Raw genomic sequence first — 25,789 nt, forward strand, 5'->3', positions numbered from 1 at the left:
CTGCACGAACCGGTCTGGACCGATGGCACTACGCCGGAGAGGGAGCCGCGCGTTCGCAAGAACTGCACGAACCACGCGAGGCGCACTCGCTGAGTACACCCCACGCTACGCGCCACGCGCGAAGACATGTACGCATGCAGGCGACGCAGGTTGCGCCGCATTGCATCATCCCGCATGCCGGGGCACGGTGCGCGAACGACCGTGCGTGAACATAAGCGGGATGGGGCAGGCGCGCGCCGCGCGAAGCCCGTCTCCTCCATCGATACCGTGCCGGCACGGCGCTCTGCCGTGTCTTGAGAGGCAAGGAAGACACCAGGGCGCGTGCTAACATTGATTGTTATTACATCCCGTCATTCGATCAGCAAGCTAATGAACACCGAGACGTTTTCCACGCCACCCCACACGCTTGTGATTGCGTCGAGAGAAAGCCGCCTGGCCATGTGGCAAGCGGAGCATGTGCGAGGTGCGCTGCACAAATTATATCCATCTTGCGATGTAAAAATCCTCGGAATGACGACACGTGGCGATCAAATTCTCGATCGCACCTTGTCGAAAGTCGGTGGTAAGGGTTTGTTCGTCAAGGAACTCGAAGCCGCATTGGCCGATGGCCGCGCCGATCTCGCGGTGCACTCGCTCAAAGACGTGCCGATGGAGTTGCCCGAGGGCTTTGCGCTGTCCACCATCATGGAGCGCGAAGACCCGCGCGACGCGCTGGTGTCCAACGAATACGACGCGCTGGCCGCGCTGCCCGCTGGTGCCGTGGTCGGCACCTCCAGCCTGCGGCGCGAGGCGATGCTGCGCATGCGTTATCCGCATCTCGAAGTGCGGCCATTGCGCGGCAATCTGGATACGCGTCTGTCGAAACTCGATCGCGGCGATTACGCGGCGATCATTCTTGCTGCGGCCGGTTTGAAGCGCTTGGGTCTCGGCGATCGCATCCGTGCGCTGCTTGATCCTGAAGACAGCTTGCCCGCAGCGGGGCAGGGCGCGCTCGGCATCGAGATTCGTGCCGATCGCGCGGACCTCGCCGCGTGGCTCGCGCCGTTGCATCACGAACACACGGCGGCGGCCGTCGAAGCGGAGCGCATGGTGTCGCGTGCGCTCGGCGGCAGTTGCGAAGTGCCGCTCGCCGCGTACGCGAGCTGGCACGACGGCGCGCTGCATCTGCGCGGCATCGTCGCTACGCCGGATGGGCAGCGCGTGTTGAGTGCGCAGGCCTCGGCGAGCGCGCCTACCGTTGAACGTGCGCTTGCGCTCGGCCAGGAAGTGGCGAGCGAGCTTGAACGGCAAGGCGCGATGGACATCGTGCGCGCGCTCAGCACCGCCAGCGGGCCCGCCGCCGCATCACGCGACGACAGCGCGGCGACCGGCGCGTGATGGCAGCCGACATCCCGGGCAACGCGACTTCCTCCGCCGGCAAGGCGGCGTTCACGGTCGTGATTACGCGACCGGCCGGTCAGTCGAGCGAGTTGATCAAACTGCTCGCCGCTGCGGGTGTCGCCTCGCTCGAATTCCCGCTGATCGACATCGCACCTGTGGCAGACGACGCCCCCTTGCGCGCGGCGCTCGCCTCGCTCGAACGCTATGCGCTGGTCGTGTTCGTGTCGCCGAACGCCGTCGATCAAGCGTTCGCGCGCCGCGACGGCATCTGGCCGCATGCGTTGCCGGTCGGCGTGGTCGGGCCGGGCAGCGTGCAGGCACTGGCACGCCATGGCGTCGCGGCCCCGGCGCATCAGGTGATCAGCCCCGCTTCCGCCACCGACGACGAATCGACGAGCTTCGACTCCGAAGGTCTCTATGCCGCGATCGAGACATCGCTCGGCGCAACGAGTCTCGAAGGCAAGCGCGTCTTGATCGTGCGCGGCGACGGCGGCCGCGAATGGCTCGCCGACCGTCTGCGCGAAGCGGGCGCCGAAGTCGAAGCGGTCGCCGCCTACCGGCGCATCGTGCCGGAACCGTCGATCGGCGGCTGGGCGCGCGTGCACGCGTTGCTCGCGGGCGCGCCGCATGCGTGGCTGCTGACCAGTTCGGAAGGTGTGCGCAACCTGCACGAACTCGCGCAGGAGCACCTGACCGCCGACGAAATCGTGCAACTAAAACACGCGCCGCTCGTCACGCCGCATCCCCGTATCTCGCAAACCGCGCGGGCATTGGGTTTTGATAGGATGACGGTGTCCGGTGCGGGCGACGAGCGCATTGTCCGCGCGTTGCTTGCCGCCGTTCCGCCCGTAGTTCAACCGGTACCGTCCAACCCGGCTCAATCACCGGCTAAATCACGCATGACTGAAACGAACGAATCCAAGAACGCTTCTCCCCAGCCGGCCGCGAGCACCCCGTTGCCGCCGAATCAACCCTTCACGCCATACGAAGCACAAAAGCGCCGCAACGCGAGCATGCCGCTCTTGTGGTTCGTGGTGGTGATCATCGCTTGCGCGGTGGGCGTGGCGGGCTTTGCGCTGAACCGCAAGCTGGAGCGCACCGAGCAGCAGCTCGCGCAGCGCCAGCAAGCCAACGACACCCAGGCCAACGAACTGCGCATCAAGATCGAGCAGGCGCTCGCGGCCGTGCATCAGGCGGATTCGCAGGTCGCGCAGGTGACCGGCAAGCTCGCCGATACGCAAGCCGCGCAGCAGGCGCTGCAACAGCAGTACACGGACCTCGCGCGCAATCGCGACGACTGGACGCTCGCCGAAGTCGCGCAGATGCTGTCGGCCGCGAGCCAGCAGTTGCAGCTCACCGGCAACACGCAGCTCGCGCTGTTCGCGCTGCAAAGCGCGGACACGCGCCTCGCCGCGTCGGACAGCACGCAGGCGGTCGCCGTGCGCAAGGCCATCGCGCAAGACATCGACAAGCTGAAGGCCGCGCCTTCCACCGACCTCACCGGTCTCGCGATCAAGCTCGACGACGCGATCGACCACATCGACGACCTGCCGCTCTCCGGCGAAGCGCCGATCCCGCACGCGACGCCGCGCGCGGCCACGTGGGCCGACACCGCAAAGGTGGCCGCGGCCACCGGCAAGCCGCGCTGGGAAGTGTGGTTGAAGGAAGTGACCGCCGGCATCGGCGACCAGTTGACGAGCCTCGTGCACGTGCGCCGCATCGATAACGCCGACGCGATGCTGACCGCGCCCGATCAAGGCTACTTCGTGCGGCAGAACGTGAAGCTGCGTTTGCTGTCCGCGCGACTCGCACTGCTCTCGCGCAACCAGACCACGCTGAAGTCGGACCTGCTGGCGGCGCAAAACGCGCTCACGCGCTACTTCGACAACTCGTCGAAACAGACGCAGACCGTGCTCGATCTGGTCAAGCAGGTGGATGCCGGTTCGGCCGCGGTCGCGCTGCCGAATCTGGACACGAGCCTGCAGGCCGTCAATCAATACCGGAGCCGGGGTTAATCATGGCGATCCGGGGACTTCTATGGCTCGCGTTTCTGTTCGCCATCGCGGTGGTGCTGGCGGTGGCGGGGCGCTTCGACACCGGACAGGTGCTGCTGATCTATCCGCCGTACCGCGTCGACATTTCGTTGAATCTGTTCGTGGTCGGGCTGGTGGTGCTGTTCATCCTGCTGTATGCGCTGTTGCGCATCATCCGCAATATCTGGCGCATGCCGCAGCGCGTGGCCGCGTACCGTGCGCGTGCGCGTGTCGCGAAGGCGCACGCCGCGCTGCGTGACGCGATCGGCAACCTGTACGCGGGACGTTTTTCGCGCGCCGAAAAAGCCGCGAAGGATGCGCTCGCGAACGGCGACAACAAGGGCGCGGCCGGTTTGATCGCGGCCACGGCAGCGCATCGGATGCATGAATATGCGCGGCGCGACGAATGGCTCGCGAAGATCGACGAGGCCGACTGGCAGGACGCGCGCCTGATGGCCACCGCCGACATGCGCGCCGACGGCCGCGACGCGGACGGCGCCTTGACCGCGCTGACCGAAATGCAATCGCAGGGCGCGCGGCGCATTCACGCGCAGCAGATCATGTTGCGCGCGCAGCAGCAATTGAAGAACTGGGGCGAAGTGCTCAAGCTCGTCAAGACGCTGGAAAAGCGCGAGGCGATTCATCCGGCGGTGGCGGTGCGTCTGCGTCAACTGGCGGCGGAGAACCTGTTGCGCGACCGGCGTCATAACGCCGATGCGTTGCTGGAGTTGTGGAATTCGCTGTCGGCGACCGAGCGTCATTCGCCGCGTCTTGCGGATCTCGCCGCTGAATTGCTGGTGGCGCTGAACCGGCCGCAGGAAGCGCGCAAGATCGTCGAGGAAGCGCTTGCGCAGAATTGGGATGCGCGGTTGTTGCGGCGTTATCCGGATACGACGGCGGGCGATGCGTTGCCGCTGATTCAGAAGGCTGAGGGGTGGCAGAAGGATCGGCCGGAAGATGCGGATTTGATGTTTGCGTTGGGGCGGTTGTGCCTGCATCAGCAGTTGTGGGGGAAGGCGCAGTCGTTCCTTGAGCGGGCGTTGAAGCTGGCCGATAACGAGACGCTGAGGATTCGCTCGCATCGTGCGTTGGCGCGGTTGCATGAGCAGCTTGGCGATAGCGATAAGGCTAGCCAGCATTATCGGGAGAGTGCGTTGGCGATGAATATTGTTTGAGGGGTTGGTGGTGGTGCGTGCGTTTGTGCGTTCGTTCTTGATTTCTGGCGCACTGTTTTAAGCCTCTCGAAGCGATAGTCGATGGCCGCAGCTGATGCTGCGGCCATTTGTTTTTGTGCTGGCTGTTGCCTGTTGTGGGGTGCCTGATTTGATTGCTTAGTGTGGGGCGGTGGACGGTTGGTGCAGGGCGGTTGAGGTCAACGTGATCGTGCTTTTCGCGGAGGGCTTTTTGCGGGGCGAAGCGTTGGCTTCTTCGATGGGCGCTTTTGCTCTCTGCGATGCTTCGGCCAGCAACTTCGTCGCATGCTGCGCCGTCATGCGGCTGCGCGGGACGCCCTTCGCGTCGAGTGCAATCACCTGGAACAACTCGCGGTCGCATTCGAGTTCCTGTTGATACTGCTCGGCCGTGTCCAGCAGCAATTCGAGCAGCGTTTGGCGGCGCTTTCTTTCGTCGCGCGTAAGGGCAGGATTTCTAACTATTGAGGACGCGAGCGTGATCAAGGTGTCCAGTTGACCCACCTGCCGGTCGCATAAATCGAACGCGGATAGGGCAAGCTTTTCGTACTGGAGTGCGTCGACTGGCGGACGCGAAGCCGGTTGATTTTTGATGGGCCTGGGCATGGGGTGATCTCCCTGTTGGTTCTTGGGGTCGCCCGGACACTTGCCTTGTTTGCGGAAGGGGTGAGCGGGCACGTGGCGGGATTGACAGACTGGCACTAAACCAAACCAGCGAGCCTTGCGGCTCTCCCACCACGACCCGCCCATAGAAGATGGACGCGCAGAGGCAGACGCACGGCCTGACTGAGCAGGCGTGCGGGTTTAGTGGACAGGCTGTCAAACCTGATCGCTGGGTGTTTCCCGGCGACTTGGTAATTATAAGGGAGCGGGCTATCTCGCATTTAACCTTGTTTGTTAAATGTTTGACGGTTGGCCGAACGGATAAGGGCGAGTAGGGCAAGAGGGTGATCGGTCGGCGCTTTGCTCATTTCCGACACAATTTGATAGACGACTGATCGGTCGCTGTGACCTGTGGTGCTCCACCCGATCGCAACCTCGTGAATAGCCGCGATCAGACAATTGGGAGGACAAAAATCGATTGTGAGCGGACCCAGTCCGGTTGCAAAAACGTACGCCCCAGGATCGGGATTATTAAGCAGACTGACCGTGTCCAACTGCGAGATTCACTCCGCCAACCTAAACCAGTCCCGAAGACTTAGCTCCAGCCGGAGTTTTTCATCCTCGGCGAGCATGCTGCAATGTGCAATTGGATTTCTCAGCGAGTTTAGGTTGGACATGATTTTTTCGACTGCCTTTATATTGTTGAAAATGCTTGCGAATATTTGCCAATTCGCTTTTATTATTTCTCCAAGTTCTCCGAAGTTCGTGTAATCAAGCTGGTCGCTTGAACGGGGGGTGATGCCCGATTCACGTTCTCTTTGAATTCTTTTTTTTACGTCTAAAAATATCTGCTGCGGAATTACGCTATCAGTCCACCAATCAGAACCTTTGTTTGATTCCAAAAGTTCGGCAATTTGCCTTCTGATTGTCTTTTCGAGGCAATAGAAAAGTTCGTAGCTTCGAGCCATCTGAGCAGCCTCTTGTCGCAAGTTCTCAGCAAATTGAGGGAAGTAGGCTCGTTCAATGGCGTTTTCGGATGCCTCTTTATTGGATTCGCTACGTAACTCGATAGATAGGTCGCGCTCCAGTTGGTCGATTTCTGATTCAATCAGCATATTGGTCATGCCAAATGCCTTTACTTTGTCCTCGAATGCCATGCTCAATCTCCAAGGAGATGCTCTTTTAGACTTTTAAAAATTGCATTGAAAACTTCAATATCTTTGGTCGATGGAAGATTTAAATTTATAGTGTAAGAGAGGTTTATTCCTTTTCCTCCAACCTGACCGCGTGGGGCGATCTGGAACTGAGGCGTAGCTTGGATGTTCGGTTGTATGGGCGCAGCATGACCATTCGACGAGTCAGGCATTTCAACATCTACCTCGCTTTCGCTATCGAAGTCTGCGATTCGTCGAAGCATGTTCAATGTCGATAAAGTGTATTTTGTCGTCGCCGAATCCTTCTCACCACCCGTGCATTCGACAATTAGCCCCAATACGTCTTGATCTTTGGCATCGTGAACATATTCGTTCATTTCATAAAGTTTATGGTAAAGTTTTTTAAAAGCCTTGCCGACTGCTAGCCTCGATTTTTTCGGATTTCTAAACTCTTTATACAGATCAGTTGGCGTTCCATCGCTGGCTACAAATCCCATTTTCTTAAGAAATGGGATGCATGATGCAGCAGTGCCACCCTTCATTGCGAGTTTGGTTGACACGAAGTCTTGGGTAAATCTTTCGGGCACGGAAGCGGACTTGATCTTTTCAAGCATATTTTCGAGTGTGCCCACTGACGTGCTATACGGTAAGTTTTCAGCCACGAATCACATCCTCTCTAATTTGGCATCAAAATTGTTATCTCGCAGAGCTGGAGGTCCGGTCATAGGTAATCGGAAAACACATCAGCCAAGAAAACACATCGCTCGACTTCATGCTTAAACAGATGTCGACACGAGCAATGATAGTACGCACCGGTAACGTTGGGGGCCACATCGAAAAAATAGATGGGTCGGTGCGAAGTTCCTCGCCTCTATTTCAGGTTGTGTGAGTGAATGGGTCGCTACGAAGCAAAAACTCTAAGGGTCGTCCCTGGCCGGCTACTGCTTCATAACCTTAGCAGTAGTCGGCCCGCATCCGTCGCTCGATGCTTGTTCGGGTAGACGGCCGCTTTCAATTGCGGTTAACGGTCGCTCCTTCAAGGGTCAGCGGTAGTTACCCGTCAAGCTCAAGGGCACCCCCTCACTTATTAACCATCCTAGCCGGCACACTAATAGCCAACAACCCACCCAGCACCATAAACGCCGCAAGCATATACATCCCCGAATCATTAGCCTGAGTAGCCTGCTTCAACCACCCCACCGCATAAGGACTAAGAAACCCGGCAAGGTTGCCAATCGAATTAATCATCGCAATCCCGGCCGCGGCCCCCGTCCCCGCAAGAATCGCCGTAGGCAAACTCCAGAACAGCGGCAGGGTAGTGAGAATGCCCATCGTAGCGAGCGTGAGCGACGCCATCGCCAGCACGGTGTTATGCGCCCACACGACAGAAAGCACCAAGCCCACAGCCCCCGCAAACGCCGGCAACGCAATATGCCAGCGCCGCTCGCGCTGCCGATCCGCACTACGCGCAACCCACACCATCGCGACAACAGCCGCCGCAAACGGAATCGCCGACAACAGCCCGATCATGAACGCATCAGTCACCCCAGTCGCCTTGATAATCGTCGGCAACCAGAAGCTCACCCCATACAAGCCCATCACGAACGAAAAGTACGTGAGGCTGAACATCAACACACGCCCATTCGTGAGCACCTGACGAATCGGCATGTCATGCTTGGTCGCTTCCTCCGCCGACACCTGCCGCTCCAGCAACTGCTTCTCTTCGTTCGTCAACCACTTGGCCTTCGCAATCCGATCGTCCTATCGCTTATTTCTTTTTTCGGCTGGCGTCATTTGCGTAGCCTGCATATCCGCCCAAAATTGCGAAGGCGGCTGTCAATGCAACCCAGATAACAAAGAAGGTGTTTTCTGCCGAGCGGGACGCGTCGAACAAACTCCCTTTGCCGTGCAGCACGAGAACACCGAACAGATACAGGCCAACCAAAGCAACGGCAGTAGCCAGGACTGCCCCAGCTGTGATTCCAACGGCGATCCGCATTAGTTTCATTTCACGGGAAAGAAAAGAATCGTTTTTGACTTTCGAAAATCTGACCAGATGCCGGGGATCACAATGTTCCACGTAACTCGCAACCCTGTGCCGGTGCCGGTCAGTTTATCGCCGTTCCATAGATCGATGTGCCCGCCGCTTGCATTACCAGTTGTCTCGCCGTCGCGTGCCCAATAGCCGTCAAACATTATGATGCCGGTGCGACCTTTGACCTTGGATACCCAGTCGGCCCCGGTAACGTTCTCGGGCTTACCGATGCCGGCGATAGGCTGAAGCTTCAACCACTCTCCAAGTTCGTTGGCTCGCGTCGCCGTTACGTATCCGTCGAGAAGGATACGCCCGATGCTCGCCTGTCCTCCAAGCGGCTTGACCAGCTTTGATGAAAACGACTTCATCTCGACACCAGCACGATGGAAGGTCACACTCATGCGAATGGCGCACTGGTCAGGGTAGTCTGGATTGTCGTACGGATCGCGCGATGGGTAGTTATTCCATAGTTGCTGGAATGTCACCGCATTTAACTGAACCCGTTTGATTGAGTTCGGCGTAGAGTTGGTTCTAACCACAGTTTTTGTGTTCGGCACAACTCAAACTCCAAACTGTTTTGCGAGAGCTTCATCGCCCCAAAAGACGGTGTAGCTGTCCGAGTTGTTGCCGGTGACGATACGTGGCAACCGGCCGCTTGTGTCGATCCGGCCGGACTCGATACGCCCATCTGCGACTTCAACGTAATACGGGTAGCCAGCGAGTAGGGTGCCCGGCGCGGTGGCGCATACCTGTTCGTCATACACTGCCGATGACGAAGCTACGACCGTGGCGGTTTTGCGGATGTGTGTACCGCTAGATTGGCCATCGTCGCACTGGAGAAAGATGCCGGGATTGTTGCCGACGATCACGCGATTCCGGTTGCAAGGACAAAGCACAAGATCGCCGTCAACTACGACAACTCGTCCCTTTTCAGACATTCCTTGCCCTGTGCCGAATATCTTGAACGTGCCCTTGCAGTTGCCACACGTCGCCTCGTCTCCGCTTAGTGCCACGTTCTTGCTGTCGTCATAGATCGTGGAAGAAAAGGCGATGACAAATCCGTGTGTCGTGGTCGGATCGCCATGTCGTACTGTAGTGGTCAAGTTATTTCGGACAGGCTGATAGGTTCTTTTACTGTCGGTTTTGCCTCGTAGGCAACGGGCGACAGATAGCCCAAAGTCGAATGCAAGCGTACTGCGTTGTAAAAACCGACGATGTACTGGTTGATGTCGCGCCGTGCTTCATCGTGGTTGGCGTACTGACGCTGCCACACGCGCTCCATTTTCAGGTTCAGGAAGAACCGCTCCATTACCGAATTGTCCCAGCAATTTCCTTTGCGGCTCATACTGCAAACCACGTGATGCTGCTTGAGCAAGGCCTGGTATTCATCGCTCGCGTACTGGCTGCCCCGGTCCGAATGCAGGAGCAGGCCTGACGCTGGCCGACGCTGCTGCAGCGCCATGGTCAGTGCCGAAATGACCAGTGCGGCCGGCATGGTCGGCGCCATGGACCAGCCGACCACCTTGCGTGAGTACAGGTCCAGTACGACCGCCAGATACAGCCAGCCTTGCGCCGTGCGGATATACGTGATGTCCGAAACCCACGCGCGGTTGGGCTCGGCGACCTCAAATTTCCGGTCGAGCACGTTCTCCGCGACAGGTAGCGTATGCCTGCTGTCGGTCGTCGAGACGAACTTGCGCTTCCAGCTCGTGCGCAGGCCCGCTTCGCGCATCAGCGTCCGCACCCGGTAGCGACCAATATGCAGCCCATGCTCCCGCAGCGCATGCATCACACGGCGGCTGCCATAGCTCGCGCCACTGGCGACGAATGCTGCCTTGACGTGGGTCCGCTCCTGCAGACTCTTTGCACTCGGCTTAGCGCGCTGGTGCGCATAGTAGCCAGAGCGACTCACCTCCAACACCCGGCAGGCGTGACTGACCGATACGGCCTCCTGTTGCAAGTGAGTTACCACGCGGTAACTCACTTCAGTTCCCGGGCAAAGAAGGCCGACGCTTTTTTTAGCAGCGCATTGTCCTCGCGCAATTGCCGGTTCTCCGCTTCAAGTTGCCGGATGCGCTGCTGTTCCGCCGTCAACGGCTTGCCCTCGCCGGGGCCGCCCGCACGCTCTGCGTCGTACTGGGCCACCCAGCGCCGCACGGCTGTCTCAACAAGGTCCATCGACCGGCAGACTTCGCTGACCGATAACCCCTGGTCCCGTACCATCCGTACCACTTCCAGCTTGAAGCTGGTGTCAAATTGTCGGCGCCTTCTTGTCATCCTGCTCTTTTTCCTCGTCGATTCCGGATTGTCCCCCTATCGACCTGTCCGAGGAAATTAGACCACTACATACCGCAGCCTTACGCACGTCGGTCCTCCCCACATCTGTCGTCAATCTGCTCAGGCGGTACATACAAGGGATCGAAAAGACCGGGAATATCTTCCCCGTCCCGCACGGTGATGCCGAAAGAATCCTGAGGTGCGGAGATGATCCTGTCGCCGTTACTCAAGCGTGAGCCAACGAGCGCGAATGGCTTGTTGCTCCACATCGCCGCGAAGCCAGCGCCGTCGATGATCGTTGCTTCTGTTCCATCTTGATACGTCACGATATCGCCGACGACAGCAAGGCCCTTGTCGTCAATGGTTGCGCTGGTGGACACGCAGGTAATGCGTCCGCCGCGCTCACTGAGCGAGCCGACAGTGGCAAATAGAAATTCAGATCGACCACTGTTTGGCATTCAATCCTCCGTTCGTTGCGTCGAATTTCGACGATGCAGCATACTTAGATGTCCGACTCTCGAAAATCAGACGACTCTGAACGAAGGGCGGCTCGGTGTTTCGTCCGACTTCACGAGCAAATTGGCGACGATGGATTGGCCGACACAATTGTTGACGTTCTCTCCGATGGCGATTCGCTAAAGGTCGAGTTAGCGGCGAGTGCAGGACTGACCTCGCTTTCTCTCAGTCCTCCTGCGAGATCTCAGCCGCAGGTGGTTGTGAAATACTGCCCTTGCGGGCCTCGACCGCAAACCTCATAATTTGCGCCGTCCCTGCCTTCCTTATATGAAAATGTCGAATTCGAAACTGAGTGATGAGCAACTTGCCAAGCTGAGGCCACTGGAGAAGCGACTAGAGCAGGCCGTTCGCGAAGCCGAGTCGGAATTGGCGGTTGAAATTGCAACCGAAATTCAAGCGTTGTTTCCAAATGACCGAGCTCATCATCGTCTTTTGCAAGCGAAATTATGGGCATTTGAAGCGTGCGTTGACGCTAATCGCCTGACATACGCAGAAACCGGACTGATTGGCGTGAGAAAGCTATCTAATCCAGACACGCGGCTTTATTTGGAGGCGAGTTCTCTACTCGCGATTTGCCTCCTTCGACTAAAAAAAGTCGATGATTCAAAGAAATTAATAAAAGAAGTTGTTTCGAAGCTTAACAACATTAAGTCGGATCGAACGCGTCACCGCTTTCAGAAAATTTTCGTTGAGCGAATCGAAGAAGAGTGCGTATTTGCTGAGCTTATTGGATTTGGCGATCAGGCGATGAATCCCGCTGAAATTCAGGCGAAAGCTGTATTTCTCCTGCAACATAGTAGCGACGATGAAATATTTAAATTCATCGGCAATAGCGTACCAGTCGCAAGCTTGAATTTGCTCAGCGATGTACGTTCTTTTTCAGTAAAACAACTTCCTGCCGCTGATAGAAAGCTGTTGCCAGCACCTGAAAAGGCCGCGGAGCCAAAGCAGATCGGTCGTACCACATTTGCACTTCTTCGGCGCATTGCATGGAAAACATTCTGCAAGCCGTCTAGCCCGATTTATGTGCTTTGGTCGAAAAAAGTGCCGAAGGTATTCAATGAAGGCTATTTTTCGGCAGCAGTTGTGACGACAATGGGCGACTTTAAGATCGGAGTGCCGCTCCTTGCCAGTGGAATTGCGGCCCTGACCATGAAGTACTCCGCAGAGGAATTTTGCGCACTAGCGAAACCCAAGGGGCTAATGTCCGATAGAACCGAGAAGTGAGTTTTCAATCAAGCTGGCATTTGGAAAAACTTGATTTCTACGTGCAACGTCAAAATCTAAGGTGAGTGGCCTACGTTCGGAGGCAGGGTCTAAGGAAGGGCGTCAAATCTTGTGGACAATTGTGACGGGCATGCCGGATCCCCCGCTCGAACTTGCAGAAAAAGGCATGCGCTTCTGCCGGTTCAGATCCTAAGGCACATCAAGGCCGCTTGAGTACAAATCTGCGTTGCCTCGCACGCCTGTCGCGACGCTACGACTTTATCGGCAACAAGTTTGAAAGCGAAGCGCGTCGAAGAGGATAATTGTTCAACAACCGCTTCGCGATTACATGGTCCGACGAGTGCCAACGTCGCCACAATTTAAGGCGGTAGCCGCCGAAACTTGGACGCTTGATTAGCTGGCACGAATGTAAAGCTCCAACTACCGAGCACGGCCAAGATTACCCTCACTTATTAACCATCCTAGCCGGCACACTAATCGCAAGCAGCCCACCAAGAATCATAAATGCGGCCAACGTATACATCCCCGAATCATTAGCCGCAGTAGCCTGCTTCAACCACCCAACGGCATAGGGGCTCAAGAAACCGGCAAGATTTCCGATCGAATTAATCATCGCAATCCCAGCCGCCGCCCCCGTCCCCGCGAGAATCGCCGTAGGCAAACTCCAGAACAGCGGCAGAGTAGTGAGAATCCCCATCGTAGCGAGCGTGAGCGACGCCATCGCCAGCACGGTGTTATGCGCCCACACGACAGAAAGCACCAAGCCCACAGCCCCCGCAAACGCCGGCAACGCAATATGCCAGCGCCGCTCGCGCTGCCGATCCGCACTACGCGCAACCAGCACCATCGCGACAACAGCCGCCGCAAACGGAATCGCCGACAACAGCCCGATCATGAACGCATCAGTCACCCCAGTCGCCTTGATAATCGTCGGCAACCAGAAGCTCACCCCATACAAGCCCATCACGAACGAAAAGTACGTGAGGCTGAACATCAACACACGCCCATTCGTGAGCACCTGACGAATCGGCATGTCATGCTTGGTCGCTTCCTCCGTCGACACCTGCCGCTCCAGCAACTGCTTCTCTTCGTTCGTCAACCACTTCGCATTCGCAATCCGATCATCCAGCATCACAAACACCATGATCCCGACGATCACCGAAGGAATCCCTTCGAGCAGAAACAGCCACTGCCAGCCATGCCATCCGTTCATGCCGTTAAAGCTCTTCAGGATATAACCCGACACCGGCCCGCCGATCACCCCCGACAGCGCAATCGCCGTCATGAACCACGTCGTCATGCGCCCGCGCCGATGCGCCGGATACCAGTACGTGAGATACAGGATGATCCCAGGAAAGAACCCCGCTTCGGCCAGCCCAAGCAGAAAGCGCATCACGTAGAACATGGTCGGCGTGGTGACGAACATCGTCAGCATCGAGATCACGCCCCACGACACCATGATCCGCGCAATCCACACCCGCGCGCCCACCTTGTGCAGGATCACGTTGCTCGGAATTTCGAAGATGAAATAGCCGACGAAGAAAATCCCCGCGCCGAAGCCGTACACCGCATCGCTCAGGCCAAGGTCGCTCGTCATCTGCAACTTGGCGAAGCCGACGTTCACGCGGTCCAGATACGCGACCACGTAGCAGAGCATCAGAAGCGGCGCGAGCCGCCAGCTGACCTTGCGGTAGGTGGCCTCTTCGAAGGTGGACGGCGCCTCTGCGCCGGGATGCTGAAGCGGATTTGCGGGACTAGCCATGATGTCTCCTCTTTTCTTGTGGAATTGAAGCGCTAACGACTGGGACCGATTCTAGCCGCGCCCGGTGCTTTGCATGACGAATCAATACCGGGGGAAAACACTGACGCCCGCGCGGCCACACATGAGCGGCCCGCGCGAACGGACCGGCTCACGTCAGGCCCGCACGCCGTTACACGCAGCGCCCGCCATCCACTTCGAGGCACACGCCGGTAATAAACTCCGCCTCGTCCGACGCCAGATACAACGCAGCATTCGCAATATCCTGCGGCGTCGAAAATCGTCCGAGCGGAATGCCCGCAAGAAAACGCTGCCGGTTTTGCGGCGTATCTTCGACGCCCATGAACTCGGAGAGCAGCGCCGTTTCGCCGATCACCGGATTCACGCAGTTCACGCGAATCCGGTCCGGGCCGAGTTCGACCGCAAGCGACTTGCTCGCGATGATCACCGCGCCCTTGCTGCCGTTGTACCAGACGAGCCCCGGCCTTGGCCGCACGCCGGCCGTCGACGCAATGTTGATGAAGCAGCCGCCGCCTTGCTCGCGGAAATACGGCACGAACGCCTGCACGCTCCAGTAGATGCTTTTGACGTTCACCGCGTAGACGCGATCGAACTCGGCTTCGGTCACTTCGAGCACCGGCTTGTTGCGATGCGTGGTCCCCGCGTTGTTGACGACGATCTGCACGCTGCCGAAATCTTCGAGCGCGGCCTCGCGCAGTGTGCGCCAGTCGTCTTGCTGCGCGACGTTGCCCGCCACCGCGATGGCCTTGCCGCCGGCCAGCGCGATTTCGCTCGCCACACGCTCGGCGGCCGCGCCGTTCAGATCGTTGACCACGACGTTCGCGCCTTCGCGCGCGTAGGTCTTCGCGATGCCTTCGCCGAAACCCGAGCCGCCACCCGTGACGATGGCCGTTTTACCTGTCAACCGCATGATGTCTCCGTTGCTTGTTGTGGATGGTGTTGCCTGTCTGCATGAATCGAATCGAATCGGGATGCCCTTAGCCGTGCCGGATCGCGATGGTCTTCAGCACGGTGAAGCCGTACAGCGCCTCGAAGCCTTTCTCGCGTCCGTGGCCCGAATGTCTAACGCCGCCGAACGGCAATTCGACACCGCCGCCCGCGCCATAGTTGTTGATGAACACCTGGCCGGAGCGCACGCGTCGCGCGAGTCGCATCTGGCGTGCGCCGTCGCGGGTCCAGATGCCGGCGACGAGTCCGTACTGCGTGCCGTTGGCGAGCGCGAGCGCTTCGTCTTCGTCGCTGAAGGACATGGCGGCGAGCACCGGGCCGAACACTTCGTCGCGGGCGCGGCGGTGGCTCGCAGGCACGTCGCGCAGCAGCGTGGGCGCTTGATAGAAGCCGCTTTCCGGCGCCTCGGGAATCACTTCGCCATGCGCGGCCATCGCGATGCCGTCGTGCTGCGCATCGGAGAGGAAGTCCCACACGCGCTGCTGCTGCTTCGCGTTGATCAGCGGACCGCAGTCGAGATCGGCCTGCGAAGGGCCGACGCGCAGCGCATTGAATGCGCCGCTCAAGCGGTCGAGCAGAGGTTCGTAAATCGCTCGGTCGATCAGCACGCGGCTGCCCGCCGAACAGGTTTGCCCGGCGTTCTGCACGATCGCCGCGACCAGCACGGGCAGCGCCGCGTCGAGGTCGGCGTCGGCGAAAACGATTTGCGGCGACTTGCCGCCCAGTTCCAGCGTGACGGGCACGTGGTTTTCGGCGGCCATTTGCGCGACGAGCTTGCCGGTTTCCGGCGACCCGGTGAACGAAATGTGATCGATGCCCGCATGGCCCGCGAGCGCGGCGCCCGCTTCGTATCCATAGCCGGTGACGATGTTCAGCGCGCCGGCCGGCAAGCCCGCCTCGGCGGCCAGTTCGGCGACGCGCAGCACGGACAGGCACGCGTCCTCGGCCGGTTTGACGACGCACGCGTTGCCGGTGGCAAGCGCCGCGCCGACGCTGCGCCCGAAAATCTGCATCGGGTAATTCCACGGCACGATGTGGCCGGTCACGCCGTGCGGCTCGCGGATCGTCAGTACCGTGTAGCCGTTCTGATAAGGCAGCGTTTCGCCGTGCAGCTTGTCGGCGGCGCCCGCGTAGAACTCGAAATAGCGGGCGAGGGCGGCCGAATCGGCGCGCGCCTGCTTGAGCGGCTTGCCGGTGTCGCGTGCTTCGAGCTGCGCCAGTTCTTCCTGGCGGGCGGCCACCAGCATCGATAGCCGGTACAGCACGCGTCCGCGTTCGGCCCCGCTCGCCGCGCCCCACGCCCCTTCGAAGGCGCGGCGGGCGGCGTGCACGGCGGCGTCGATATCGGCCGCGGTGCCGCGTGCGATGCGCGTGAACGGCTGGCCGTCCGAGGGATCGAGCACGGCGATCGTGTCGCCGCCGGATGCGGCGGACCACTCGCCGCCGATGAAGTGTCGGGCTTCTTCCATGCATGCTCCTTGATGTTTCGCGCGAGCCGTGTCCGGCGACGCGGTGTTCACAAACGAGAGATACAAGTGAGGCACAAGCGAGAGACGCTAACGGGTGACGCTAACCGGTGACGCAAATGGTTGAAGCGAACGGTAGACGCAGAACGATTATCGCGCCGATCCCCGGCCCGGTGGCAACGGCCGAGCGGCTATAATGGCGCATTCCGCACTGTTCGGTGCGCAATGCCGCTCGACGCAAGGTCCACACGAAATTCACGCGGGACCTGTAAACTCGAGCCTGCGCGCCGCACGCCGTGTCCCGACTTCCATCCTGATCAGAGAGCGCTCATGAGCTTCAATCACGTCCCCGCAGGCAAAGACCTTCCGCACGATTTCAACGTCATCATCGAAATCCCGGCGCAAAGCGATCCGGTGAAGTACGAGGCCGACAAGGAAACGGGCCTGCTTCACGTCGACCGCTTCATCGGCACCGGCATGCGCTATCCGGCGAACTACGGTTACATTCCGCAAACCCTGTCGGGCGACGGCGACCCGGTCGACGTGCTCGTCATCACGCCGTTCCCGCTGTTGGCAGGCTCGGTGGTGCGCGCCCGCGCGCTCGGCATGCTGCAGATGACCGACGAATCGGGCGTGGACGCGAAGCTGGTCGCCGTCGCGCACGACAAGGTCTGCCCGATGACCACCGACCTCAAGTCGATCGACGACGTCCCGGCGTACCTGAAAGACCAGATCAAGCACTTCTTCGAGCAATACAAGGCGCTGGAGAAGGGCAAGTGGGTGAAGGTCGAGGGCTGGGCGGGCATCGAAGCCGCGCATAAGGAAATCAGCGAAGGCGTTGCGAACTTCTCGAAGTAAAGTCCGGCAATCAGAAAACTTGGTTTGCTGACAGAACGCTCCCTCGGGAGCGTTTTCTTTGCCTTTGATTTCCTGCGGCTTTTTAGTTTTGCGCTCCGGTTTTGATGGAGGGCGCGGTCCGCATGGTGACCTGACCCAAAGCAGGTTATCCCTCAGAAACCGTATATACTGTTTATACCGAACATCAAACGGAAGACGAGCATGAGCGAACCCACCATTAAAAAAGCAACCAAGAAAGCATTTCATTTCCCCAAGGCCGCTGATAGCACTACCGCAGTTGAGGACGAGGCGGTAGCGGCAGCGCCGAAGGTGAGCGCACCGAAAAAGGCGGCAACGGTCAAAAAATCGTCGAAGACCAAGCCCAGCGCGACAGCTAAGACCAAGCCCAGCGCGACAGTGAAGACCAAGCCGTCCAAAGCCAATGCTGAGGTCAAAGCCAAGCGGGCGAAAAAGGATAAGGTCGTACGCGACAGCTTCACCATGCCCCAGTCCGACTACGAGAAAATCGCAGCGCTTAAGCTCAAGTGCCTGGCGGCGGGCGTTTCTATCAAGAAGAGCGAACTCTTGCGCGCGGGTCTGCTGATGCTCGAATCGGCGGCACCCAAGCGACTGCTGGCCGCCGTGTCCGCGGTGGAGCAAGTCAAGACCGGGCGGCCAGCAAAATCCTGAGCCGGCTGAGTGCGACTGTCGTCAAAGGTCGTCGCACTCGCCTCACTCGTCGCAGGACATGAGTCGCGTAGAAGCGACTCTCCTGCGAGGAGCGGGCAAGTTTAAGGGTTCGTCGACTGCTACGAGCCTCGCTTGCCGTGACCGTTCACGACGCCACCAACGGGATAGCGATCTTCGAATGTCTGGTGCATTCGCTTGAGCAGCGAGATGTATCGTTGCCCTTCAGCCGTGTGAACGGTTTTCACTGCAATCGCATTAACCTCGTCCCAGAGCCTTTCGAATTTGTCGCGCGCAACCGCGCTTGGCATCTTCGATGCCATCAGGTCGGCAAAGTCTTGGTCGATGGCCTCGGGGGACCGCCCGGGCTGGTGCGATTTGTCAGACATCTAGCGGCGACTCGAAAGATAGGTTGGGATTGGCGTCGCGCCGAAAGCGCAGGGGCGCAGACCGGCGTCCGTCACAGACGTGCAAGACTCGCCAGTCAAAATCCACGGCTAGTCAAAAAGCATAGTACGGGGATGTCGATGTGGAGGAAATATAACGTGTTGTTTCTGTGCCGGGAAAATTCGGCCAGAAGCATGATGGCTGAAGCACTTCTTCGGGAATTGGCCGGAGAGCGGTTCAATGCATTCAGCGCTGGCGACAGGCCGGCCACCAGATTGCATCCGTTGACGATTGCGCAGCTGCGGCCCGGCATCTCGACGCTGGCCACACTTATCCCCAAAAACTGGATGGAATTTATCGGCGAGCGGGCACCGACGATGGACCTCATCGTTGCACTGGACGAGCGCCTCGACGAGTACCACGCACCATCCTTCCCGGGTGCGCCTTCATTCTGCACGTGGCATTTCGCCGACCCGCTCGCCGAAGGGATGACTCAACGCGAGCGCGAACGCTCGTTCGAACAAGTCTTCCGGCAGATGGTTCGCCGGATCGGCCTCTTCGTGGAGCTTCCTCGCTACCTGACAGCGGCGCGCGCAATCGCGCCGACTATCGACACACTTCACCCCGGTGAAACAGCGGCCATGGCATCCACAGGTCTGGATGCCGTCGCGCCGTGCAGTTGCTGAAGTTGCGATCGCTCGCTATCCGCAGAAAATTGAGTCTGGGTAGGCCGCTCGCAGGTTCAGAACGAAGGCCTGCCTCCGCTGATAGCGACTCGCCGCCTGAGCGGGCCGAAGCGCACCCATGGACAGAATTTCGATAATTCCCTGGGTACAGGTGCTTGTCTCGTAGTGAGCCACGTCCGTCACCTTGACCCAGCGACAGCGTGAAATCTCGTTGCCAGGCACAGGCGTCTGCCGGTCTTCAATCTGCGCCGAAAAAATATGATGGCGTGTGCGCACGCCTGTGAAGTTAAACAGATACCGCATGCATGCCGCATTCAGACCCGTTTCTTCCTTTAACTCGCGGATTGCGGCTTCGTGCAGGCCTTCGCCGGCCGAGGCTTTGCCGCCCGGCAACGACCACCGCGAGCCTTCCTTGCCAACCAGCAGAATTCTTGTGCCAAGCTGACACACAACGGTTGCTCGCTGCTTCACATCGTCTCTTCCATGAGTAAGCGCTTCTTTGATTTGCCTTCTGAAGCGCTTGGGTTCCGCGTTTTTTCGCGAATTCTGTGTATTCCTGGGAGTTGCCTGCGACACGCAGTATGCCGCTGCCGCCATGCAGTTCATCGGCTGCCGGTGGCCCACGGGCAATGATGATTTTCTCATGTGACATTTTTGTGGCATCACGCACTGAAACGCTGCTTCATAACAGGAACTGTCGAAGAAGCAACCTAAGTCTGCAAAGGGGCAAAAGGATTCAGAAGCGGTTGAAGTGACCAGCGAAAGCTATTGCGTCGCCAGCCAGATGCGTTTCGGGACGCACGGGTTGCGACGAGTGTACTGGCCGCGTTAAAGAAAATGCGGAAGTGGCGCGTACGAGCCGCATACGTTGAAGAAGGCAGTTCACTATTTGGAGGAGCCACGCGAGGAGCAGCAACGACTGCGGAGGACAATCGCGCACGCCGCGCCTCTTACTCAGGACGAGTGTCCGCCACTGACTGCCTTGCGCTTCCTTGACTCGACGCGGCGCGCCAGGTCGGTCAGCAGCCATCTGGCGACCATATCGGGTCGGTTCATGTCGTGACTGGCAAACTTTATTTCATTCTCGAAATAAACGATAACGGTACCATTCATGACGCGATATCGACCTCGAAACCAGACGCCGTTGAATTCAATCTCGATTTCCTGTGTTGTTTCATAGTCTTCGACCATCGACGCGGCTCCTGGTAATTTTGAGGGCTGGAACATACCCACATGGGTGACGCACGTCAACAATTCGAGTGTAAAGTTCGTCACTGATTTTCTTGCTCCTCAATCGAATGAACGCCCAGGGAAAGTCACTGCGCGCTAATTGCCTTGCCCGACGCGCTTCTGATCTTGCTGCGTAGTTGAGCACGGACCTCGTCGACGACAGCTGCGGGAAGTGGAACGTAGTCCAGATCCTCCGCGGCCTGTCGGCCGTTCGCGAGTGCCCAGTCGAAAAATTTCAACGTTTCATCGCCGCGCTGCGACATCGCCGGCGTACTGTGAAGCAATACAAACGTCGCACCGACGACCGGCCACGCGTTCTTTCCCGGTTCATTAGTCAGAATCGGGACGAGTGATTTCGACCAATCGGCACTGGCGACAGCCGCTTTGAATGTTTCCGGCCCGGGTTGAACCGCCACGCCGGACGCATTGTCCATGGCGACATAGGACATGTGGTTCTGTTTCGTGAAGTCCCATGCAACATAACCAATTGCCCCCGGCAGAATTTTCACGAAGGTCGCTACGCCTTCATTACCTTTGCCTCCTATTCCGCGAGGCCAGTGCACCGAAGTTCCCTCGCCGACCTTGCTCTTCCATTCGGGATTGACCTGCGAGAGAAAATGCGTCCAGATAAGTGTCGTGCCAGAGCCGTCGAGACGGCGGACCACGGCTATCGGCGTATCGGGCATTTTCACTTTGGGATTGAGTGCAACGAGGACAGGGTCATCCCAGTAGATAATTTTGCCGAGGAAGATGTCGCCGAGCACCTGGCCAGTGAGCGTCAATTCGCCGGACTTGATACCGGGAAGATTAACGACCGGAACGACGCCGCCGATAACCGTTGGGAACTGAAACAAGCCGTTCTTTGCGAGTTCGGCTGCGCTGAGCGGTGCGTCCGTACCGGCAAAGTCGACCTGACTTGCGACGATTTGTCTGACACCGTCCGTTGAGCCGATACCGCGATAGCTCACCTTGCCGCCGCCCGTGCCCAAGTAAGCGCTTGCCCATTTGGTGTAGATGGGCGCGGCGAAGGTGCTGCCTGCACCGCTAATGTCAGCGGCTCGGGTTGAATTGACGAAGAGGGCGCCTGCCAGACCAACCGTCAGCATCAGAGCATGTCTCACGAAAACCTCACTCGAATTGTTATTGAAGCTCGTTAAGTGAAGCTCGCCGTATAGGGCACGGCGAAAAAATACTATGGTTTGTCTGCAGTCGTTCGTTGCTTCGAACGTCGGCATTGCTTGTCGAGTATCACGACCTATTGCTGAACACTAGACGTTGCTCCGCGGATTTTCAAAGCAAGACGCCACAATCCAAGCGGAATCCACTAAAGACGATGACGCCGAAAGGCAATTGAATGTTCTACCCCGCAAGCGTCAGCGAGCCTCGGCTCATCCCGCCACACGATGGTCCAAGCAGGCAGATCGATCTTGATGGCATGGCCGAGCGTATAGACGCAGTGCATCGCGGGGATGAGGCGAAGGCATTTTCATATTTAGGTGTTAACCCGTAACATTGACCACCTTCCGTGTGCAATTGCGCTCGGCTGGATCGAAGCGCGGACCTCGCGCCAAACGCAACGCTTGATGAGCGTTTTCAGGAGCACATCGTCCGGATGGTGAACCGCAAGTCCTACCCGTCGTCGCCACGCTGGTCGAGCCGGCTGTATGCGATCGTCACTGCGATCTATCGCAAGCGGCCGGTCTGGATGGTGTCGTTCGCGACGAGCGAGGCCAGTCTGTCGGAAGGCTTGAGAGCAGCGTGCGCCTCCACGGCGATGCTGGCGGTGGGCAACGTGCTGCACGATCCGGTCTTCGCGTGGGCCGCGATCGGCGCCTTCTGGACCTGTCTCGCCGACGCCGCCGGTTCCAACCGTGCGCGCTTTGCGTCGATGATGGGCTTCGCGTTGCTGTCGACTTTGTGCGGCGGCCTCACCTCGTTCGCCTCCGGCGCCGGGGCGCAGTTCGCGGCGCTCGCGGTGCTCGTGTTCACGGCGCTCGGCGCATTCGGCCGCATCTGGGGCGCGGCGACCGCGCAGGTGACGATTCTCGCCGCGACCGCCTGCGTGGTGATGGTCGACCGGCCGATGCACGACGTGCGCGCCGGCATCGCGTTTCTCGGCGTCTACCTGGTCGGCTGCCTGTTTGCCGTTGCGCTCAGTTTGAGCGTGTGGCGCATTCATCCGTTCGGCGCGAGCCGTTCGACGCTGCGCGCCGTGTATCTGCGGCTCGCCGACATCGCGTTGGACAGCGCGCGTTTGCTGGAGCGTCGCGCGCCGCCGCGCGACTGGGCCACGCATGCCGCGAAATTCCGCGCCGATGCGCGCGCCGCGCTGGAGCGCTCGCGCGAGGCGCTGGCGAAGGTGCCCGCGTCGCGCACGAACGGCCGGCCGGCCTACGACACGCTGCTCGGCCTGCTGACCGATGGCGAAGCGCTGTTCGCGTATCTGATCGCCGTGTCCGGCGCGAGTGAGAAAGTCCCCGACGACGCCTGGCGCGCGAAGCGCGCAGCCCGCCTGTTGAGCGCGCTCGGCGAGGTGTTGCGCGGCATCGCCACGGCGGCCAATGACGCGCGCTGGGAGCGTCTCGCGGATTTGCAGGCGCGCTTGCGCCGTCTTGCGACGCGCCTCGAAAGCGCGCTGATGGAACCCGTGAAGCTGCAGTCCGATTTCGAGCTGGTCGACTTCGCGCCGCGCTATGCAAAGCCCGAACGTTGGACGGAGGGCGCGACCCGTCTCGCGGCGCGCGCGTGGGCGACGTTCAAGGCCAATCTGTCGAGTCAGTCTGTTGGCTTGCGCCACGCGGCGCGCGTCGGTGTGACGACCACGACGGGTTTTCTGGTGATCCGTGCGCTCGGCATGCCGTTCGGCTACTGGGCCACGATGGCGACGCTGCTGATCCTGCAACCGTCGATTGCCGCGACGTGGCCGCGCAGCATCGAGCGCGCGGCGGGCAGCATCGTCGGCGGCGTGCTGGCGGCGGGGATCGGCTACGCGATTCATTCGCCGCTCGGTATATCGCTCGCGGTCTTTCCGTTGGTGATCGCGACGATGGCATTGCGGCCCGTCAGCTACAGCCTCTTCGTGCTGTTTCTCACGCCGACCTTCGTGCTCGTCGCCGACTTCGCGACGCCGGGCGCCAACGAATTCTCATTCGCGCTCACGCGGCTCGGCAATAACGTGCTCGGCTGCGTGCTCGCGCTGCTCGCGACTTTTTATCTGTGGCCGACGCGTGAAAAGGCCGACTACCGCGCCTATCTGAGCGAGGCGGTGCGTGCGAATGTGGCATATCTGCGTGCCGCACTGGAGTCGCCACATCGCAGCGCGAAGGACATGGAGCGTTTGCGCCGCGCGGCCGGTCTTGGCAGCAATAACGCCGAAGAAGCGATCGGACGGATTCGCCTCGAAAAACTCGAAGATACGATGGTCGATACGGTGACGCTGACGGTTCTGAGCCTGTTGCGCAGAATGGCCGGCACCGCGACGCAGTTGCGTCTGAGCACGAACCGGCGCGACCGGCACGATGGACTTGGAGAATGGGTCGCGCAGGTGAGCGCCGATATCGATGCGGCGTTAAACCGGACCTTGCGGCCGGTTCGGCATGAGCTTCCCGCGCGGGATACGCTGACTTCGCTCGAAGCCGATGCAGTGGGCGAGCTGGCGCGGATGCAGCGATTGTTGACCGAGAGGATGCGGGAGGCGAGGGGGTAGTGGGTGAGGGCGCGGCAATACGTCAAATCAGCGTCATCACGCGGCGTCGCTTTCCTCACGCGTCTCTTCAGTCTCTTCAGCGACCGGCTCCGCCACCGGCATCACCGATTCGATCGTCCGCAACCCCGCCGCCAGCGCGCGCTTATCGACCGCCGACAAGCGCTTGACCCAATACTCCGCCCGCGACGCGCTCGAGCGGTCCGCGAGTTCGAACGACGCCAGCACCCGCACCGGTTTTCGTGAGCGCGTATAACGCGCGCCCATGCCGCTCATGTGCTTGTCGAAACGCGCCTGCACATCGACGGCGATGCCGGTATAGACGCTGCCGTCCGAGCATTCGAGCAGATAAAGAAACCACGCCATAAACGCGCTTTACCCTTTGAACGGATTGTGTTCGCGCAGCTCATCCACGTAGGCGTGGATGCTGTTCTTTTCGTTGTCGAGGAAATGGCCGACCGCATCGGCGAAGGCGGGATGCGCGAGCCAATGCGCGGAGCGCGTCACCGTCGGCAGAAAACCGCGCGCCATCTTGTGTTCGCCTTGCGCGCCGCCTTCGAACGCGCCGAGCTTCTCCTCGATGCAAAATTCAAGCGGCTGGTAGTACGCGGTTTCGAAGTGCAGGCACGGTACGTGTTCCAACGCGCCCCAGTAGCGGCCATACAAGGCGCCGCCAGTTGCCGCGTCGCGTTGATACACCACGAGCGAACTCGCAATCGGCTTGCCTGCGTATTCGGCGATCACGAGCAGCAGATTCTCCGGCATCGTCGCGCCGATCATGCGGAAGAAATCGAGGTTCAGATACGGACTCGAAAAATGCTCGCGGTACGTCTGCCGATAGCACTTGCTGAAGAAACGCCAGTCGGCGTCCTGGATGTCCTCGCCGCGAATCCGGCGCATCGTCACACCCGCCTCGTGAACCTTGCGGCGCTCGGCGCGAATGTTTTTGCGCTTTTTCTGTTCGAGCGTCGAGAGGAAGTCGTCGAAGTCGCGATAGCCGTCGTTGAGCCAATGAAACTGCACGCCTTCGCGCTGCATCATGCCCATGCCGGTAAGCGCGTCCGCTTCGGTCTCGGTGGGAAACAGCACGTGCAGCGACGACACGTCGGCCTGCTCCGCGAACGCCATCAGCGTGGCCGCAAGATGCCGCAAGGCGTGCGCATCCGTCGATAGCAAGCGGTTGCCCTGCACCGGCGTGAACGGCACCGCGCACAGCAGCTTCGGGTAATACGGCAAGCCATTGCGCTTGTACGCATCGGCCCATGCCCAATCGAACACATACTCGCCGTACGAGTGCCCCTTCAGATACACCGGCGCGGCGGCCGCGAGCTTGCCCGTACGGGCGTCGGTGAGCGTGACGAATTGCGGCGCCCAACCGGTATCGGCGACCGCGCATTGGCTCGCATGCAGCGCGCTCAGAAACTCGTGCCGCAGAAACGGCGTGGGTTGCGACTGCTGCGCGAGGAGGGCATTCCATTCGGCGGCGTCCACCTCGGAGGGCGACGCCAGAATGCCCGTGCGATAATCGAAGCGTTCCTGGTTCAATCTGTGTGACTGTTCCCAATGAGCGGCGCGGTGTCGTGATGACCGCGTCGTTTGTTTATCCGATTTGTCCGTTCCGTCGAGCCAACCAGCCGCGGTACTCGCAAG

The 25,789-nt window shown here is 59.6% G+C and carries 25 protein-coding genes and 1 pseudogene; 8 read left to right on the plus strand and 18 right to left on the minus strand.

The features are described from left to right. The first annotated feature begins 369 nt into the window (after positions 1-369). The 3 genes from hemC to B0G69_RS10555 are packed head-to-tail and all read left to right on the plus strand — an operon-like array spanning position 370 to position 4,588. Positions 370-1,377 carry a hydroxymethylbilane synthase gene (gene hemC / locus B0G69_RS10545; RefSeq protein ID WP_121316825.1) on the plus strand — a complete coding sequence of 336 codons (1,008 nt, stop codon included), beginning with the start codon at positions 370-372 and terminating at the stop codon, positions 1,375-1,377. Beyond that, positions 1,377-3,395: a fused uroporphyrinogen-III synthase HemD/membrane protein HemX gene (gene hemDX / locus B0G69_RS10550; protein ID WP_121316826.1), complete on the plus strand. Its 2,019-nt coding sequence runs from the start codon at positions 1,377-1,379 to the stop codon at positions 3,393-3,395. The genes hemC and hemDX overlap by 1 nt, the downstream gene beginning before the upstream one ends. Before the next feature lie 2 nt (positions 3,396-3,397). Continuing rightward, the gene (locus B0G69_RS10555; RefSeq protein ID WP_121316827.1) at positions 3,398-4,588 is read left to right on the plus strand and encodes a heme biosynthesis protein HemY; all 1,191 of its coding nucleotides are present in this window, start codon (positions 3,398-3,400) and stop codon (positions 4,586-4,588) included. Positions 4,589-4,744: 156 nt separating this feature from the next. Here the strand turns inward: B0G69_RS10555 and B0G69_RS10560 are convergent, their stop codons facing one another. The 9 genes and pseudogenes from B0G69_RS10560 to B0G69_RS10600 form a co-directional block, all read right to left on the minus strand. Further along, the gene (locus tag B0G69_RS10560) at positions 4,745-5,209 is read right to left on the minus strand and encodes a hypothetical protein (RefSeq protein ID WP_121316828.1); all 465 of its coding nucleotides are present in this window, start codon (positions 5,207-5,209) and stop codon (positions 4,745-4,747) included. Between the two features lie 560 nt (positions 5,210-5,769). Next, on the minus strand, positions 5,770-6,363 hold the full coding sequence (locus B0G69_RS10565) for a Swt1 family HEPN domain-containing protein (protein WP_121316829.1): 594 nt from the start codon (positions 6,361-6,363) through the stop codon (positions 5,770-5,772). A 2-nt stretch (positions 6,364-6,365) separates the two neighbouring features. Next, positions 6,366-7,022: a DUF5343 domain-containing protein gene (locus tag B0G69_RS10570; protein WP_121316830.1), complete on the minus strand. Its 657-nt coding sequence runs from the start codon at positions 7,020-7,022 to the stop codon at positions 6,366-6,368. Positions 7,023-7,440: 418 nt separating this feature from the next. Continuing rightward, positions 7,441-8,121: pseudogene (locus B0G69_RS10575) on the minus strand (MFS transporter); the annotation flags it as partial. A 7-nt stretch (positions 8,122-8,128) separates the two neighbouring features. Then, complete coding sequence (locus B0G69_RS10580) at positions 8,129-8,359, minus strand: hypothetical protein (protein WP_147440718.1); 231 nt, start codon at positions 8,357-8,359, stop codon at positions 8,129-8,131. Between the two features lie 5 nt (positions 8,360-8,364). Further along, complete coding sequence (locus tag B0G69_RS10585; RefSeq protein WP_121316832.1) at positions 8,365-8,952, minus strand: type VI secretion system amidase effector protein Tae4; 588 nt, start codon at positions 8,950-8,952, stop codon at positions 8,365-8,367. 3 nt (positions 8,953-8,955) lie between these two features. Further along, positions 8,956-9,498 carry a PAAR domain-containing protein gene (locus tag B0G69_RS10590; protein ID WP_121316833.1) on the minus strand — a complete coding sequence of 181 codons (543 nt, stop codon included), beginning with the start codon at positions 9,496-9,498 and terminating at the stop codon, positions 8,956-8,958. After that, a protein-coding gene (locus B0G69_RS10595; protein ID WP_199731125.1) for an IS3 family transposase occupies positions 9,495-10,672 on the minus strand; the annotation gives its coding sequence in 2 pieces (ribosomal slippage) (positions 9,495-10,405 and positions 10,405-10,672; 1,179 coding nt in all). Before B0G69_RS10595 ends, B0G69_RS10590 begins: the two co-directional genes overlap by 4 nt. A gap of 80 nt (positions 10,673-10,752) precedes the next feature. Continuing rightward, positions 10,753-11,130 (minus strand): PAAR domain-containing protein, encoded by a 378-nt coding sequence (locus B0G69_RS10600; RefSeq protein ID WP_121316834.1) that lies wholly within the window; start codon positions 11,128-11,130, stop codon positions 10,753-10,755. 325 nt (positions 11,131-11,455) lie between these two features. On the opposite strand from B0G69_RS10600, the gene B0G69_RS40615 reads away from it, so the two are divergent. Beyond that, entirely contained in the window at positions 11,456-12,415 is a 960-nt protein-coding gene (locus B0G69_RS40615; protein ID WP_147440719.1) for a hypothetical protein, read from the plus strand. A gap of 445 nt (positions 12,416-12,860) precedes the next feature. Here the strand turns inward: B0G69_RS40615 and B0G69_RS10610 are convergent, their stop codons facing one another. The 3 genes from B0G69_RS10610 to B0G69_RS10620 form a co-directional block, all read right to left on the minus strand. Next, positions 12,861-14,177 carry an MFS transporter gene (locus B0G69_RS10610; RefSeq protein WP_121316836.1) on the minus strand — a complete coding sequence of 439 codons (1,317 nt, stop codon included), beginning with the start codon at positions 14,175-14,177 and terminating at the stop codon, positions 12,861-12,863. A 169-nt stretch (positions 14,178-14,346) separates the two neighbouring features. Further along, positions 14,347-15,105 carry an SDR family oxidoreductase gene (locus tag B0G69_RS10615; RefSeq protein ID WP_121316837.1) on the minus strand — a complete coding sequence of 253 codons (759 nt, stop codon included), beginning with the start codon at positions 15,103-15,105 and terminating at the stop codon, positions 14,347-14,349. A 67-nt stretch (positions 15,106-15,172) separates the two neighbouring features. Continuing rightward, positions 15,173-16,612 carry an aldehyde dehydrogenase family protein gene (locus B0G69_RS10620; RefSeq protein ID WP_121316838.1) on the minus strand — a complete coding sequence of 480 codons (1,440 nt, stop codon included), beginning with the start codon at positions 16,610-16,612 and terminating at the stop codon, positions 15,173-15,175. A gap of 327 nt (positions 16,613-16,939) precedes the next feature. Between B0G69_RS10620 and ppa the strand changes: the two genes are divergently transcribed. Then, complete coding sequence (gene ppa / locus B0G69_RS10625) at positions 16,940-17,467, plus strand: inorganic diphosphatase (protein ID WP_121316839.1); 528 nt, start codon at positions 16,940-16,942, stop codon at positions 17,465-17,467. 201 nt (positions 17,468-17,668) lie between these two features. Further along, positions 17,669-18,136 carry a hypothetical protein gene (locus tag B0G69_RS10630; RefSeq protein WP_121316840.1) on the plus strand — a complete coding sequence of 156 codons (468 nt, stop codon included), beginning with the start codon at positions 17,669-17,671 and terminating at the stop codon, positions 18,134-18,136. A 119-nt stretch (positions 18,137-18,255) separates the two neighbouring features. Here B0G69_RS10630 and B0G69_RS10635 read toward each other — a convergent pair whose 3' ends face one another. Continuing rightward, complete coding sequence (locus B0G69_RS10635) at positions 18,256-18,522, minus strand: hypothetical protein (RefSeq protein WP_121316841.1); 267 nt, start codon at positions 18,520-18,522, stop codon at positions 18,256-18,258. A gap of 138 nt (positions 18,523-18,660) precedes the next feature. On the opposite strand from B0G69_RS10635, the gene B0G69_RS10640 reads away from it, so the two are divergent. Beyond that, positions 18,661-19,206, plus strand: coding sequence for a low molecular weight phosphatase family protein (locus B0G69_RS10640; protein WP_121319294.1), 546 nt, complete (start codon positions 18,661-18,663; stop codon positions 19,204-19,206). Positions 19,207-19,221: 15 nt separating this feature from the next. Here B0G69_RS10640 and B0G69_RS10645 read toward each other — a convergent pair whose 3' ends face one another. The 3 genes from B0G69_RS10645 to pstS all read right to left on the minus strand — a co-directional run bounded on the left by B0G69_RS10645 (position 19,222) and on the right by pstS (position 21,542). Continuing rightward, a complete protein-coding gene (locus tag B0G69_RS10645) occupies positions 19,222-19,851 on the minus strand; it encodes an NUDIX domain-containing protein (RefSeq protein ID WP_241991299.1) in 630 nt (209 codons plus the stop codon). A gap of 309 nt (positions 19,852-20,160) precedes the next feature. Beyond that, on the minus strand, positions 20,161-20,397 hold the full coding sequence (locus B0G69_RS10650; RefSeq protein ID WP_121316843.1) for a hypothetical protein: 237 nt from the start codon (positions 20,395-20,397) through the stop codon (positions 20,161-20,163). Positions 20,398-20,522: 125 nt separating this feature from the next. Continuing rightward, complete coding sequence (gene pstS, locus B0G69_RS10655) at positions 20,523-21,542, minus strand: phosphate ABC transporter substrate-binding protein PstS (protein ID WP_121316844.1); 1,020 nt, start codon at positions 21,540-21,542, stop codon at positions 20,523-20,525. A gap of 506 nt (positions 21,543-22,048) precedes the next feature. Here pstS and B0G69_RS10660 point away from each other — a divergent pair. After that, positions 22,049-24,142: an FUSC family protein gene (locus tag B0G69_RS10660; RefSeq protein ID WP_121316845.1), complete on the plus strand. Its 2,094-nt coding sequence runs from the start codon at positions 22,049-22,051 to the stop codon at positions 24,140-24,142. A gap of 36 nt (positions 24,143-24,178) precedes the next feature. Here B0G69_RS10660 and B0G69_RS10665 read toward each other — a convergent pair whose 3' ends face one another. Next, the gene (locus B0G69_RS10665) at positions 24,179-24,505 is read right to left on the minus strand and encodes a GIY-YIG nuclease family protein (RefSeq protein ID WP_121316846.1); all 327 of its coding nucleotides are present in this window, start codon (positions 24,503-24,505) and stop codon (positions 24,179-24,181) included. A 9-nt stretch (positions 24,506-24,514) separates the two neighbouring features. Continuing rightward, positions 24,515-25,684 (minus strand): GNAT family N-acetyltransferase, encoded by a 1,170-nt coding sequence (locus B0G69_RS10670; RefSeq protein WP_121316847.1) that lies wholly within the window; start codon positions 25,682-25,684, stop codon positions 24,515-24,517. Positions 25,685-25,789: the final 105 nt, after the last annotated feature.

This window comes from Paraburkholderia sp. RAU2J (assembly GCF_003634845.1).
Lineage (GTDB): Bacteria > Pseudomonadota > Gammaproteobacteria > Burkholderiales > Burkholderiaceae > Paraburkholderia > Paraburkholderia fynbosensis.